Here is a 13,577-nt window from a genome sequence, read left to right as displayed (position 1 = left end):
TTTTCAAGTAGGCAACTAAAACCGACAGCGAATCCAAAAGTATACACATGGCAGTTAGTATTCAATCCGCTCAATCTATTTTCTCGAACACCGAGATTGCTAGCGCTGTTCCGGCTACCACGGACTCGTTCTACAAACTCAGCGTTGAAGACCAACTCGCACTGCTGTGGTATGCCTACACCGAAATGGGCATTTCCATCACCGCAGCAGCTCCGGGAGTAGCCAGCATGGCGCTTGTCGAAGGTGTGCTGAGCGAAATCAAGCAAATGTCGCCGGCTGCTCAAAGCAAAACCATGTTTGACCTAGCCAGCAACGCCGACACCACTATCGGCCGGATTTACACTTCCTTGCGCGTCAACACCAAACTCGGTTTCTGGTATGAGTTGGGACAATTGATGAAACAGGGCGCTGTCGCTCCCATCCCCGCTGGCTATCAAATGTCTCCCGAAGCCACCCAAGTTCTTGAAACCATCAAGAAACTCGATCCGGGTCAACAAATTACCGTACTCCGCAACACCGTAGTTCACATGGGCTACGACCCCGATTTCAGCCAAGAATACGGCAAGCGCTCTGCTCCTCGCAGCACTCCCACCGCTGCTGCTGAGCGGGTAAAAACCCAGATTGAGGGTATCAGCGAGCAGACAGTGCTCAGCTATATCGACAACATGAACGCCTTCGACTTCACCCCAGCCGTCGGTTTATTTGCTGAAGACGGTGCCCTACAACCACCTTTCCAAAAGCCGATCGTTGGTCGCGAAGCTATCCTCAACTATATGCGAGAAGAGTGCATCGGCCTGAAAATGATGCCCGAGCGAGGTGTATCCGAGCCGGCTGAAGATGGCTACCGCCAAGTGAAAGTTACGGGTAAAGTCGAAACTCCTTGGTTTGGCGCGAATGTGGGTATGAACATCGCGTGGCGGTTTATGCTCGATCCTCAAGGTCAAATTTTCTTTGTGGCGATCGACTTGTTGGCCTCTCCCAAGGAATTGATGAATTTGATGCGTAAATAGAATATTCTGGTTGGCTTCAGTCAAACAGACTTGCGTAAAAACCCAGATACCAGCAGGTGTCTGGGTTTTGGCTATTTTCCCTTTTTTCATTTTTCGATTTAAGATTTTAACGACAGACAGGTTGAAGGATGGGGAATGACTTACTGCATAAAGGTTTGGAGCTTCCATAATGCTGCATTTTTTTTAAGTTGTATTGATTTTGGTCGATCGCCCGCAAAGCTTCCTCAGGCGTAGAGGCTGCTGCTTTTTTTCGGATATTTTTAGGAACCTAGCTATATCTTTTGAGGGATTTGCTGGGACTAATAGAATGATTAAAGTATATTCATTCCTCTATAATCACTTCTTTTATGACCGCAACGACTAGACCTATTTTAACTACTCGCTCTATAAACGTTGCCGGCATGACAAAGCCCGCGATACTGCGATATTTTGAAACTTTAAATGCGGGCGATTTTGAAGCGACGGCTAATTTGTTTGCTGATGAGGGCGTTCTGCACGCGCCTTTTGAAGAGCCAATTATCGGCAAAAGCCTGATCGCCACATATTTAAAAACAGAAGCGCGCGGAATGCAGCTCCAACCGCAGCAAAGTGTCAGCAAAATTTTAGCAGACGGCACAGTTGAAATTCAGGTCAGCGGCCGGGTGCAAACTCCCGCATTTGGGATTAATGTCGGATGGGTGTTTTTACTAAACCATCACCAAGAAATCCTTTCTGTGACAGTTAAACTGTTAGCTTCCCCGCAAGAGTTGCTAAATCTGCGCCCCCATAAGAAATTTGATGTTTAATAAGCGCTTTCATATTTAAATAGCAGACTTGGGCCTGATATCATTTTCAGTCAATTACCACAACAAACAAAAAGGGTTCGTAGTACGGACTTCAGTCCGCTCTTCGGAGAGCGGACTGAAGTCCGCACTACGAACCTTAGTTATTGGGGTTGGTTGATCGGACACGATACGATCGATCGAAGGTTATGGCTCAAGTCATCCCGATCGCTTTTGCGCCACTGATACTAAAACCGCGTTTTTTAGCAAAATCTCCCGTTAACTGCCGCCAAGTCTTGACAAATCCGGGTTTTGAGGTATTTTTGCGTCCTAGACTCTACCCGGACAACCTTGCAGTCTCTGAGAGAGGGACGAGAAGGTATGACAAAGTGGCTGTCACCGCAGCGTGCGACAGCCACCAAAGTCAAAAAGTGCATTTCCAACGAATAACAGCTAATTAAGATTTTTCTGGCAAACTTGCTTCCAACTTGAGACAGTTGCGACCGTCTATTTGCAAAGTGTAGTCCACCCGATCCATAAGCCGGCTCATAATCAGCCAGCCGTAGCCGCTTTCCTGTTTAGCTTCTGGTCTCGGGGGACTGTAAGTATCCATTTCGTAACCTTTACCGTAATCCCAAATTTCCAATCCAATATCCCGGTTTTTCAAATTCAAGCGAATTAACACCGGCAAATTGGGTTGATCTTTGTGAGCATGGCGGATCACGTTAGAATAGGCTTCTGCTAACACCAAGCGCAAACGATTGGACTGGCGCGGCCAATCGACGTGCTCTCCTAGCTCTACTTCCAAACTGCTAAGCAACCAGTTTTCAACTATTGTTAAAAACCGCAAGTCGCTTGGCACATGAAGCTCAGTATTCATAAAAAAATCCTGTAAGTTTGGAAACCTGTGTCTTCTGACCAGGGATGAAATACAACACGCCCCATTAATTTGGCGTTAATAGTTGCTACATGAAGGATACTCAATAGCGGGCGATCGACGCAATACACTTTTTTGAAAGCCTCGATCGCAAAGCATCAGTTAAAAGTTAGGCATTGACGCGCTAGTTCTGTAACTTTTGCCGTTAGCGAAGCTTGCAGCTATGGGATCGCCCGCGTTCTCTGTGTTAATTTGTAGGCTGTCAACTCACGGCTAGAGTTTTTGATACTCGCCGCCCCGACTATTCGTCGGGATGGCTGACAGATTTAGAGAACCTCCAGAGAGAGTATGGTCTGGTCGTCTTCCTGAATGGGATTGTCAGCTCGGATGTAAGCCAACAAATTGTCCAAGTTGAAAGAACCAGGCTCCTGAATCAAAAGTTGCCAAAGCCCTTCTTGTTGTAGCATAGAACGGGTTGGTTCGCCCCCGGATACCCCCGCAGTGGTCACGCTAGCTTCAGTAATCCCGTCACTTGTCAGCAGAAATACATCTCCTGACTTTAAGTCGATCGCACCGGCTTTACCTTTCCAGACTGGTAGTATCCCCAAGGGAATGCCGCGAGCTTTGAGGAAATTTGGCTCAGCAGGTGTTGCACCGCTAGCGGCTTGAGCTTTCACCTCTGAGTGAGACCACACGATCGGATAAATGTGACCGGCATTAGCAAAAGCCATGTGTCCCGTTGACGGAGTGTAACGAGCAACAACCATTGTAATAAAATGGTTGTTGCTGATTAGGTCGTCAGCCATACTGCTGTTCATATTCTGCATCACTCGATCGGGCTCGGGAGAAATTTCTTGAGAAAGTTCGCGCCGCATCACCGAAATCGCGCTAGCCATAAATAGAGCAGCCGGAACACCCTTACCGGAAACATCACCCACCGCTATCCAAATATCCCCTTGAGAGTGGACGTAGACTTCAAAAAAGTCACCGCCAACTTCCCGCGCCGGATAGCAGCAAGCTTGCACCCTGACAGTTTCAAAATCCGGCCAACTTTGGCGCAACAAGTTTGTTTGGATTTGGCGGGCCACATCCAACTCTTTTTGCATCTGATTGGCTAAATCTAGAGTGCGCTGGTAGAGCTTAGCTTGAGACAGTGCCAGAGCAGCTTGAGCCGCTACACTTTCTATTAACTCTATCTCTTCTCCCGACCAAGGGTTAGTGCCGCCAATCTGACACAGGGCTAGTACCGCCAGCAAGTCTTGCTGGTAAGTCAGGGGCACAGCAATCTCAACCGAGTTACCGTCACCCCCACTGTTGGCATTGACTTGAGTTTGGCGGCTAGCTACGGCTTGAACCAGCAAATTTTCATCAAATGAAAAGCTGCTTGATTCCGTGGCTTGAGCTTGGTAGGGGAAGGTACTCGGTAATAGTCGATCGGCCTCTACCGGCCGCAGCATACAATAGTCGGCCTCAAAAGTTTGACCTACGGTTTGAACAATAGTTTGTACCATACTAGAGTAATCTAGCGACCCGCGAATCACGCCCATCACCTCATTGAACAGAGATTCCCTGCGTAAAGCGAGGCGCAGTGCAACGCTGCGCTGCTTGTAGTATTTGTAAGTTTCGGACGCTTGATTGATAACGGATTTCAGTTCTTCAGGATTCCAGGGTTTGGTGATGTACTTGAAAACTTGACCTGCATTGATTGCCTCAACCAAATCTTCAACATCTGTGTATCCAGTTAGCAGAATCCGAATCGTATCAGGAAAGCGATCGACTGTTTTCCCCAAGAACTCGGTACCATTCATTTCTGGCATCCGCTGGTCAGATATAATTACTGCCATCTCGCCCTGTTCGTCTAGAACTTCCAGGGCGCTGAGGGCGCTATCTGCTTTGTAAACCTGAAAGTCGCGTCGAAACGTCCGGTACAGCAAATCCAAGTTGTCGGGTTCGTCATCGACTACCATTAGTTTCAGCTTGCTTCCATCTCCCCGACTCATGCTATTCCTTTCCTAGGCGAATTAATCAGGTCTAAAACTAGCTTGTCAATTACCCTTGGCTGATTCAGCGGAGCCGAATCTGCGTGAGGGGTTCGGGTTTCATAAGTCAGTGCCATGTTAGTGATACCACAAGGAAGTTCGGAACTTGCATCCGGTCGCGGCCTTACCAGACCTCGCCTTGGTTTGGAGCTCGTTCTTTATTCACGTTGCTGCCGAATCAAGTTAATTTTTCTGCCAGTCTGAGCTTAGCAGAACGAGAGCGGGGATTTCTAGCTACTTCTTCGGATTGTGGCACGATCGGCTTTTTTGTCAGTACCTGCAAACAGTCTGTTGCTCTGAGTTGGTGCTTAACCGGCCTGTCTTCCAGACTGTGAAAAGTAATGATACCGATTCTCCCGCCGGGTTTCAACCATTTAGGGGCTTGGTTGAGAAAAGTATCTAAAGAAGTTAGTTCGGAGTTGACAGCTATTCTCAAAGCTTGAAAAGTGCGGGTGGCGGGATGGATTCTACCGTTGCGCTGCTTGGGTGGGAAGCTGCTAGCGATCGCCCCTGCAAGTTCTGTAGTAGTTTCAAAAGGACGCGATTGCACAATCCGCCTCGCGATGCGCCGCGACAGTCGCTCTTCGCCGTACTTGTAAATAATATCTGCTAATTTAACTTCATCCCAGTGATTGATAATCTCTTCTGCCGTCAAAGATTGCTGCTGATTCATACGCATATCTAATTGAGCAGGGTGGCGAAAACTAAAGCCTCGTTCCGGTGTATCGAACTGAGCCGAGCTAACGCCCAAGTCTGCTATAATACCATCAAATTCGGCATCAGGAGACTGATATTCAGCAAAATTGCCGTGCCAAAACTCGACGGGTGCGTCAGCAAATCGGGCCCCGCAAAAACGGATGGCTTCTGCATCGCGATCGATCGCCACCACAGTCACATCAGGCGCCGCCGCTAAAATCAAACCAGTGTGTCCACCCCCCCCAAGCGTCGCATCCAAATAGCGCCCGCCGGGACGCACAGCTAAACCCGCAATTAATTCTTGGGCCAAAACAGAAACGTGATAAGCCTCAATACTGACATCTGATGCAGGAGTCTCCTTCTCAGACGGCTCGATATCCTTCATAATTTAGTAAGAATGAAACAAAAATCAACAATTGTCAATTGTCAGTTGTCGGTTGTCAGTTAGAAAGTTTTTTTGCTAATGACCTGTTTGGCCAATGCCCAATGCCCAATGCCCAATGACCTGTTTGGCCAATGACCTGTTTGGCCAATGCCCTGTTTGGCCAATGACTAATTACCAATTACCAATTACCAATTATTATGTCAAGAATTGAGACGAGAACCGAACCAATGGTGCTCAACATGGGGCCGCACCACCCATCCATGCACGGCGTACTCCGCCTAATTGTCACCCTAGACGGCGAAGATGTAGTAGACTGTGAGCCTGTTTTGGGCTATCTACACCGCGGCATGGAAAAAATTGCCGAAAACCGCACCAACGTGATGTACGTCCCCTACGTGAGCCGCTGGGACTACGCTGCGGGGATGTTTAACGAAGCGGTGACAGTCAATGCACCAGAAAAGTTAGCGAATATTGCTGTCCCCAAACGGGCGAGTTACATTCGGGTAATCATGCTGGAGTTGAACCGGATTGCTAACCACTTGATGTGGGTAGGGCCGTTTTTGGCGGACGTGGGCGCGCAAACTCCATTTTTCTACACAATGCGCGATCGCGAACCAATTCTCGACTTGTGGGAAGCAGCCACCGGCTACCGCATGGTAAACAACAACTACTTCCGCATCGGCGGAGTCGCAGCAGATTTACCCTACGGCTGGGTAGACAAATGCGAAGATTTCTGCGATTACTTCCTGCCAAAAATTGACGAATACGAACGCTTAATCACCAACAACCCTATCTTCCGCCGCCGGATTGAAGGACTCGGTACTATTTCCCGCGCCGAAGCGATTAACTGGGGACTCTCCGGCCCGATGTTGCGCGGTTCCGGCGTCAATTGGGATTTGCGAAAAGTTGACCATTACGAATGCTACGACGACTTTGACTGGGAAGTTTGCACCGAAGCTGCTGGCGATTGTTTGGCCCGCTACTTAGTCCGAATTCGGGAGATGCGCGAGTCAGTTAAAATCCTCTATCAAGCCTTGAAAGCACTCCCCGGCGGCCCTTACGAAAATTTGGAAGCAAAGCGCTTAGAAAGCGGGCCAAAATCTGAGTGGAACAGTTTCGACTATCAGTTTATTGGTAAAAAAGTAGCGCCAACTTTCAAAATTCCTAAGGGCGAACATTACGTGCGGGTTGAAAGCGGTAAGGGTGAGTTGGGAATCTATATTATCGGCGATGACAGCGTGTTCCCTTGGCGCTGGAAGATTCGGGCTGCGGATTTCAATAATTTGCAGATTTTGCCCCATATCGTGCGCGGTGTAAAGATTGCGGACTTAGTGGCGATTCTGGGCAGTATCGATATTATCATGGGTTCGGTCGATCGCTAGAACAAAAAGAGCGATCGCACTTTTTGGCTATTTGCTGATGAGTGCGATCGCTATTTTGTTGCATCATACAAAGTCCAGGGCGCATAATAGCAAAGAAACCAGTTTTTTTTACTTCAACTGTCGGCTACAACGAAAGATTCTCGTAAAAACCCGGTTTCTGACTAACCATGAATAGGACTGTATATATTAACCGTACTGAAAATCCACCTCGGTTCCGCACTGCGAACAAATACCCCCAGAACCATCATCAGCTCCTCCTAGCCAGTGAAAGTTGGTACTATTACAGTACGGGCAATACTCAGTCAAAGATAAAATTTCAGCGGGTACGCACCGCCATCTGGGTAAATTAATAGCTATCTCAGACTCTAGGTAAGTTAATGTATTAACAGGTAAACAACCTACTCGATCGACTAATTGATTAATTTTTATAGTTAATTCATTGACATTTTTGCTCCACAAGTAACCGCAACGGACAGCACGACTGATGAAAACGTTTCTTTTTTCTTCAATAAATATTCGATTTCCGTTGGGATCGATCGCCCTGCATTCCCACCCCGCGAATATACGCACTTCTTGTGCATAATTGGATATGAGACTCGGTATATCCTTGAGTTGCTGTTCTGCAATACAAGCCATCCATTTATTGCCGGCAATTCTCTTATATCTTTCTAAATAAACGCAATTTTTCAACAAATTATCAAATGCAATAATATCTTTATCTACTTCAGAGTGACCTAAGTAAAGATTTCGTCTTTTTGTGTCTGCAAAATCAAAGATAACTAGATAAGCTGGTAATAATAACTCGCTTGAAGTTTTGAACTCTTCTAAAAAAGACTCTCTCGACATACAGAAGCATTATATTTAAAAGCCAAGACTAGCTTATCACAGCAATCGAAAGTTGTTAATCTCAAATCTCAAGTTTGCGATCGGCTTCAAAATGATATAATGAAACTTAAAGAACAAAGAGATTGCAGAATGAATATCGGCAAGCGAAAGTCCTACGTCATTATCGAACGAGATCAAGATGGCTATTATGTCGCGGAAGTCCCACAGCTAAAAGCCTGTTACAGTCAAGGAGAAACTATTGATGAATTGATTGCTAATATCAAATAAATTATTGCACTTTGTTTAGAATAAGAGGGTGATCGTTTAACATATAGAGGTTCTGCGTAATTCCTGTATAGCAACAATCTTAAATTACTGAACATCAATATTTCTCTCTTCTCTCTTCCTCTGTGTCCTCTGCGCCCTCTGCGGTTAAAAAAATCTTTATTTCATAAATAAAATAACATCAACCTTAATTTAATTATGACAGTCCAGCAATCAAATATCAACGACAGTAACCCAGAACTCTGCGCTTTAATCTGCGAAAAAATTGCCGCAAGTCCGCAGCAGCGCATAACCTTTGCGGAATACATGGATTTGGCACTATATCACCCGCAGTATGGTTACTATAATGGCGATCGGCCCAACATCGGCAAACAAGGTGATTTTATCACATCGCCTCATTGGAGTGCTGATTTTGCCGAAGTTTTGGGCGAGCAATTTGTAGAAATGTGGGAAATCCTCGGCAAACCTGATGCTTTTACTATTGTAGAAATGGGTGCGGGGCGAGGAACATTTGCCACACATTTGCTGCAATACCTGCAACGAAAACATCCCGATTTATTTAAAATATTAGAATACATTATTGTAGAAATTTCACCCATACAGCAATCGGTGCAGCAACAAAAGTTAGCTGAATTCAAAACAGTCAAGTGGTGCAATTGGGATGAGATAGCTAATAACTCGATTGTCGGCTGCTTCTTTTCTAACGAGTTAGTCGATGCTTTACCCGTCCATCAATTTATCGTCGAACAAGGGCAAGTCAGGGAAATTTACGTTGCCGCAGCCACAGCACAAAATGCACAATCTGGAAGTAAGTTTATTGAAGTAGTAGGCGAACTGTCAAATCCTAAAATTGCCGAATATTTTGAATTAGTAGGAATAAACTTATCGGCGAGTGTTTATGCGGATGGTTATCGCAGCGAAGTTAATTTAGCAGCTTTAGACTGGATAAAAACAGTTGCCGAAAAATTGCAGCGCGGTTACGTGTTAACCATTGATTACGGCCATCCGGCGCACCGCTATTACAATCCCAGGCGCACAGAGGGAACACTTCAATGTTATTACCGCCACCGTTATCACAGCAATCCTTATATTAATGTAGGGTGGCAGGATTTAACGGCCCATGCTGATTTTACGGCGCTGGAAAAACAAGGGGAATTGTGCGGTTTAGAGATGATGGGTTTTACTCAACAGGCTTTATTTTTGATGATGTTGGGTGTGGGCGATAGAATTGCTTCTTTGTCAACAAATGATGCAGAAGTATTGGATTTGACAACGTTTTTACGCAGGCGGGAAGCGTTGCATCGATTGATCGATCCGATGGGTTTGGGAGGTTTTGGGGTTTTGGTGCAGTGTAAGGGGTTGAGGGAGGGGGAGAAAGGAGAAAAAGTCAAAGGTTTGAGAGTGCCCGATTGATGATTAACTAATTAAGCTGTTTCTTAACCGCACGAGCGATTAAAGGTGCTTTCTTTTCTAACCCTTCTAAATTAAGTTCATTGTCTAAATACATCCGATACCACTCCTGACGTTGTTCTATCACCCATTCACTATTCTGAATCTGTAACTTTTTGATGGTAAATTCTGCTCGATCGCGCTCGTGAGAAGGAACTTCATTAGTCAAAACCAACTGACAAGAAGGTAAGACGATCTCAAACCAATTATCCTCAACTTCAAAAGGGTCGAGAATTTGTTGATCGCAAATTCCTTTGCAGCTATTCACCCGTTGCAAAGCATAGCGATAGTTTTGCCATTCATAAATCAAATGGCGGTTTTCTGCTTTGCTTTTACTCAAATAATGATCGACAGTACCCATCTGACTCGGTATATGCATTACCGAATATCCACAAAGATTGTGGAACTCTTTAGCTAATTGAGGTTTGAAGCTAGACCAAAAATCTTTTGGTTTTTTATCAGAATTTTCATCTAACCAATTATTGCCTGCTTTTCGCACCTGTTCCTCAAAATCTTTTGGTTCCGGTGGCGGAGTAAATCGCATCATCTTTACTCTACCTCGGTGCTAACAATCCATCGTGGCCAAAAGCGATCGTGTTCTGGTAAAACTCGCAGGAGTTCCTGATGAATTTGCTCTTTAGTTCTCAGGTATTCAGGAAAAGCATCTATGCTTTCTCCTCGCATGAAGGTATACGCAGCATCAATCGCTATTTCTGCTTCGCGGGAACGAGCCTGTTTCAACCCAAAAATATCTGAAGTTAGCCACCCCACAGCATCTCCTTGTTTGGCCCAAGGAACTTGATTAAGAGTTACATCTTTACCCTGTAACTCAAACAAAAATAACTTATCTTGTTCCTCATCAAATTGAGGCTCGATTGAGGCAAGTACAAGCGGAGAATGAGTAGTTGCTATTAACTGAACTTGCATTTCATTTTTAAGACTTTTAACTACTTCTAATATCGCAGGAAGAATCGATCGTTGCCAAGCTGGATGTAAGTGAGCTTCAACCTCGTCTATTAAAAAGACTATTTGATCGATAGGTTCTTGCTGCCGCAATTTAGATGCTTGCGTATGTTCATACCACGTCCACATTAGTAAGTAAGCAAGTCCTAAAATTCGTTTTATTCCCGCTGATGCGTAGATGATCGGCACATTTCCATAAGGGAAATTCAGAGTAGGAATATCACGAGTATCTTCTACAGAAACCCGTATAGGCTTTCCCGGTTCCATCCATTCATTTTCATGGGGAGAAAGTCGTCGAATCACAGAAGAAAATATTTCAAATGTAGACTCTTCTCGCTGTAGTTGCCAATTGACCCAATCGTGAATTAAACCATTACATAGAACTTTATTATCGGTTCTTAACCCATTCCAAAGATGATCGGAAGTAAAGTGATAGATACTCGACTGTTGACGAGCCGAGTCAAGAACTGAAAATCCACCATCAACACGGACATAAATAATCAAGCTTCTTAACAAGGGAGGTACTCGCAGATTCAGCCATTTCTGATCGGAAAAACTAAAAAGGCTACGATATTCCTCAGAATCTGTCTGAGAACTCAACACATAGGTAATTTCCGGTGTTTTTTCCGGTGTTTTTCCCTCTATCTGTTGAGGCCAAGCAGGTTGGCCAACCCAGTTTCCAGTTAGTCCCCACCAAGCAATATCTAGCAAAAAAGTTTTACCAAGACCATTGTCTCCAGTAAACAAATTGAGTCTTTTGGCGAAGTGAACATCGAATTCTGGAGCTGTTCCCACCCATTTTAGGTGAAGTTCTTTCAGCATCTTATGGTGAATAGATCCATCAAATTCTAAGTAGTATTCAGAATCAGATAATTTGTACAGACGGATATAGTCTCTACCATAGGCTTGAAGTGTCTGGCTTGTAACAGGTTCAAATTGTTTCAAGACACCACTTTTTTCTAGCTTGCCTTTAATCCAACGTCCTAAAATTTTTAAATCATCTTTCGATCTAAAGTTTTTGTGATTTGCTCCTTGAGTTTGGCAATCAAATGTTAAACCATCATCTGTATGAGCGAGAAAATTACCTTTTGGATAGATAGGATCGCTTATTGTTTTTGAATCCACAATAAGTTCAACTTCGTACCAATCTCTTGGGATAACTTTACCAGTAGATTTATTTGCGCGCCCTTTGCCAAAAAAAGTATTGAGATTTGATTGCTGCTGTTTATCAACTCTTGATAATGATATGTCCACATAGGGCGTTTCTGGAGTTATGGTAGGTATGGACATTAAGTCACCTCACTTGACTAAACATTAACCGTAAATTGTACTTGCTGTTCAGAAGCCTCTGATTCTGCGTGTTCTAATCGTTCTTTAATTGACATTAATTGCAATTTTTGATTTAATTTGTGTAAATCGACTTTCTGATAATCCTCTTGAAATAAGGGAATCAGTGATTCAACAACTTCAACTATGCCATCGGGCGGAACTGCATTGCCAATTTGTCTTCTTACTTCTGTAATAGAACCTTCAAACACAAAATTATCAGGAAAACTTTGTAACCTTGCTCTTTCCCTATTTGTCAATGAACGGGGATCGGGATAATGATATCCCCAAGTACCGCCACCACCACCAGCAATAATTGTAGCACAGGGTTTATCTGGATGAATTCGCCGATAAACATGACTGATCATGCCTTTTACATAGTAGGGACTATCTTTGGGAATATCAGTAAAATTCCCTCCCGGTTTGATGCGACTCAAAATTTCAATGGTTCGTGGCTGAATTTTCTGATGTTCTTGATTATATTTGACTTTTTCGACATTTTTGAGTGCTTGGCCGGCAGTTCGATAAGGATAATTGCGATTTTCACCGTATTTTGGCTGAGGATGTACAAAGTTAAATCCTGTATCCATCCGAATGCCAACTAATAATACTCTTTGGCGAAATTGGGGAACTCCGTAATCAGCAAAGTTGTAGAGTTTGGGTTTAACTAAGTAGCCGGGAGCGATACTTTCAAAGTCGGAAATTATTTGTTTTATGGCTTGATGATTATTGGCACTTAATAAGCCTTTGACATTTTCTGCTACAAAAGCTTTTGGCTGTTTTTTATTAACAAAATCGAGAAAATATGTATATAAATTGCCTCTAGTACCTTCGAGTCCGGGCCGTTTCCAAATCATGGAAAAGTCTTGACACGGAAACCCTCCTATACATATTTCTGCATCGGGAACTTGTGCAATATCTATATTTTCTATGCTGTCATTGACGATGACATCGGCGATGTTTCTGCTGAATGTTTTGCAGGCGTATTTGTTGGAGTCGATCGCCCAAACTACCTCAAATCCGGCTTTGTGGAATGGCAAGTCCATGCCACCACAACCTGAAAACAATGATATCAGTTGCGGTTTGGTTTTCCAGGCGATCGGCTTGAGACGTTCGATTAACATATTAGTTAGCAGTAGGACAAGAGCTGGCTGAATGCCGAGCACAAGATAACGATTATACCAAAATATAGTCAAATTTGACTATATTTTGATAATTTCACTCTTCGTCATCTAATGCGATTCCAGCTTGACGTAATTTTTCTGCTAGTCTTTGGGCGCGATCGTATTCGCGATCGGCCCGCAACCGTTCTTGCTGGGCCCGCTCCTCTGACCACAACAATAATTCGCCTTCGGGATTCCACCATCTCAGCCAATAGCCACTTCTAGATTCGTGGCTACCTTCCCAAATACCCAAAAACAAGTTTAATCCAGGTATCCCCAAAAAGTCGTCTGGTAGTAAGGGCTAGGTTACGATTAATTTAGCGGGAGGGTTTTTAGTTGCTACTACCATACTTTATCAGATATTATAGGGGGTTTAATTTTTAATTATACCTTTTTGTTTTGGGGATTAATGTTAA

At 44.3% G+C, this 13,577-nt stretch carries 14 protein-coding genes; 6 read left to right on the top strand and 8 right to left on the bottom strand.

From position 1 onward, the window contains the following. Positions 1–47: 47 nt before the first annotated feature. The 3 genes from QZW47_RS01300 to QZW47_RS01290 all read left to right on the top strand — a co-directional run bounded on the left by QZW47_RS01300 (position 48) and on the right by QZW47_RS01290 (position 2,232). A complete protein-coding gene (locus tag QZW47_RS01300; RefSeq protein ID WP_293122558.1) occupies positions 48–1,010 on the top strand; it encodes an orange carotenoid protein N-terminal domain-containing protein in 963 nt (320 codons plus the stop codon). Between the two features lie 401 nt (positions 1,011–1,411). Next, positions 1,412–1,795, top strand: coding sequence for a nuclear transport factor 2 family protein (locus QZW47_RS01295; protein ID WP_293122555.1), 384 nt, complete (start codon positions 1,412–1,414; stop codon positions 1,793–1,795). Positions 1,796–1,980: 185 nt separating this feature from the next. Beyond that, entirely contained in the window at positions 1,981–2,232 is a 252-nt protein-coding gene (locus QZW47_RS01290; protein WP_293122552.1) for a hypothetical protein, read from the top strand. Here the strand turns inward: QZW47_RS01290 and QZW47_RS01285 are convergent. From QZW47_RS01285 to rsmH, 3 genes are all read right to left on the bottom strand, one after another. Further along, complete coding sequence (locus tag QZW47_RS01285; protein ID WP_293122549.1) at positions 2,229–2,651, bottom strand: anti-sigma regulatory factor; 423 nt, start codon at positions 2,649–2,651, stop codon at positions 2,229–2,231. The genes QZW47_RS01290 and QZW47_RS01285 overlap by 4 nt on opposite strands. A 323-nt stretch (positions 2,652–2,974) precedes the next feature. Beyond that, positions 2,975–4,648 carry a SpoIIE family protein phosphatase gene (locus QZW47_RS01280; protein WP_293122547.1) on the bottom strand — a complete coding sequence of 558 codons (1,674 nt, stop codon included), beginning with the start codon at positions 4,646–4,648 and terminating at the stop codon, positions 2,975–2,977. 217 nt (positions 4,649–4,865) lie between these two features. Further along, positions 4,866–5,768: a 16S rRNA (cytosine(1402)-N(4))-methyltransferase RsmH gene (rsmH, locus tag QZW47_RS01275; RefSeq protein ID WP_293122543.1), complete on the bottom strand. Its 903-nt coding sequence runs from the start codon at positions 5,766–5,768 to the stop codon at positions 4,866–4,868. A 197-nt stretch (positions 5,769–5,965) separates the two neighbouring features. Here rsmH and QZW47_RS01270 point away from each other — a divergent pair, with 197 nt between their 5' ends. Then, complete coding sequence (locus QZW47_RS01270; protein ID WP_293122540.1) at positions 5,966–7,150, top strand: NAD(P)H-quinone oxidoreductase subunit H; 1,185 nt, start codon at positions 5,966–5,968, stop codon at positions 7,148–7,150. A gap of 186 nt (positions 7,151–7,336) precedes the next feature. Here QZW47_RS01270 and QZW47_RS01265 read toward each other — a convergent pair whose 3' ends face one another. After that, complete coding sequence (locus QZW47_RS01265; protein WP_293122523.1) at positions 7,337–7,996, bottom strand: hypothetical protein; 660 nt, start codon at positions 7,994–7,996, stop codon at positions 7,337–7,339. A gap of 99 nt (positions 7,997–8,095) precedes the next feature. On the opposite strand from QZW47_RS01265, the gene QZW47_RS01260 reads away from it, so the two are divergent. Next, positions 8,096–8,263 (top strand): type II toxin-antitoxin system HicB family antitoxin, encoded by a 168-nt coding sequence (locus QZW47_RS01260; RefSeq protein WP_293122520.1) that lies wholly within the window; start codon positions 8,096–8,098, stop codon positions 8,261–8,263. A gap of 195 nt (positions 8,264–8,458) precedes the next feature. Beyond that, positions 8,459–9,673: a class I SAM-dependent methyltransferase gene (locus tag QZW47_RS01255; RefSeq protein WP_293122518.1), complete on the top strand. Its 1,215-nt coding sequence runs from the start codon at positions 8,459–8,461 to the stop codon at positions 9,671–9,673. 7 nt (positions 9,674–9,680) lie between these two features. On the opposite strand, the gene QZW47_RS01250 is transcribed toward QZW47_RS01255, so the two are convergent. The 4 genes from QZW47_RS01250 to QZW47_RS01235 form a co-directional block, all read right to left on the bottom strand. Further along, a complete protein-coding gene (locus QZW47_RS01250; protein WP_293122515.1) occupies positions 9,681–10,256 on the bottom strand; it encodes a hypothetical protein in 576 nt (191 codons plus the stop codon). 2 nt (positions 10,257–10,258) lie between these two features. Beyond that, positions 10,259–11,962 (bottom strand): AAA family ATPase, encoded by a 1,704-nt coding sequence (locus tag QZW47_RS01245; RefSeq protein WP_293122512.1) that lies wholly within the window; start codon positions 11,960–11,962, stop codon positions 10,259–10,261. A gap of 17 nt (positions 11,963–11,979) precedes the next feature. Beyond that, the gene (locus tag QZW47_RS01240) at positions 11,980–13,122 is read right to left on the bottom strand and encodes a DNA cytosine methyltransferase (RefSeq protein WP_293122509.1); all 1,143 of its coding nucleotides are present in this window, start codon (positions 13,120–13,122) and stop codon (positions 11,980–11,982) included. A 94-nt stretch (positions 13,123–13,216) separates the two neighbouring features. Continuing rightward, positions 13,217–13,441: a hypothetical protein gene (locus QZW47_RS01235; RefSeq protein ID WP_366930778.1), complete on the bottom strand. Its 225-nt coding sequence runs from the start codon at positions 13,439–13,441 to the stop codon at positions 13,217–13,219. Positions 13,442–13,577: the final 136 nt, after the last annotated feature.

Origin of the sequence: Microcoleus sp. bin38.metabat.b11b12b14.051, from assembly GCF_013299165.1 — a bacterium.
In the GTDB taxonomy this organism is placed as follows: Bacteria; Cyanobacteriota; Cyanobacteriia; order Cyanobacteriales; family Microcoleaceae; genus Microcoleus.
The sequence above is the reverse complement of the archived record's forward strand: the minus strand, read 5'-3'. Positions and strand labels throughout refer to the sequence as shown.

What these genes read in the sequence shown, in the direction of transcription:
- QZW47_RS01295 (WP_293122555.1), top strand. Translation starts at nt 1,412, where the DNA reads ATGACAAAGCCCGCGATACTGCGATATTTTGAAACTTTAAATGCGGGC.
- QZW47_RS01280 (WP_293122547.1), bottom strand. Translation starts at nt 4,648, where the DNA reads ATGAGTCGGGGAGATGGAAGCAAGCTGAAACTAATGGTAGTCGATGAC.
- QZW47_RS01290 (WP_293122552.1), top strand. Translation starts at nt 1,981, where the DNA reads ATGGCTCAAGTCATCCCGATCGCTTTTGCGCCACTGATACTAAAACCG.
- rsmH (WP_293122543.1), bottom strand. Translation starts at nt 5,768, where the DNA reads ATGAAGGATATCGAGCCGTCTGAGAAGGAGACTCCTGCATCAGATGTC.
- QZW47_RS01285 (WP_293122549.1), bottom strand. Translation starts at nt 2,651, where the DNA reads ATGAATACTGAGCTTCATGTGCCAAGCGACTTGCGGTTTTTAACAATA.
- QZW47_RS01260 (WP_293122520.1), top strand. Translation starts at nt 8,096, where the DNA reads ATGAAACTTAAAGAACAAAGAGATTGCAGAATGAATATCGGCAAGCGA.
- QZW47_RS01300 (WP_293122558.1), top strand. Translation starts at nt 48, where the DNA reads ATGGCAGTTAGTATTCAATCCGCTCAATCTATTTTCTCGAACACCGAG.
- QZW47_RS01240 (WP_293122509.1), bottom strand. Translation starts at nt 13,122, where the DNA reads ATGTTAATCGAACGTCTCAAGCCGATCGCCTGGAAAACCAAACCGCAA.
- QZW47_RS01250 (WP_293122515.1), bottom strand. Translation starts at nt 10,256, where the DNA reads ATGATGCGATTTACTCCGCCACCGGAACCAAAAGATTTTGAGGAACAG.
- QZW47_RS01265 (WP_293122523.1), bottom strand. Translation starts at nt 7,996, where the DNA reads ATGTCGAGAGAGTCTTTTTTAGAAGAGTTCAAAACTTCAAGCGAGTTA.
- QZW47_RS01255 (WP_293122518.1), top strand. Translation starts at nt 8,459, where the DNA reads ATGACAGTCCAGCAATCAAATATCAACGACAGTAACCCAGAACTCTGC.
- QZW47_RS01270 (WP_293122540.1), top strand. Translation starts at nt 5,966, where the DNA reads ATGTCAAGAATTGAGACGAGAACCGAACCAATGGTGCTCAACATGGGG.
- QZW47_RS01245 (WP_293122512.1), bottom strand. Translation starts at nt 11,962, where the DNA reads ATGTCCATACCTACCATAACTCCAGAAACGCCCTATGTGGACATATCA.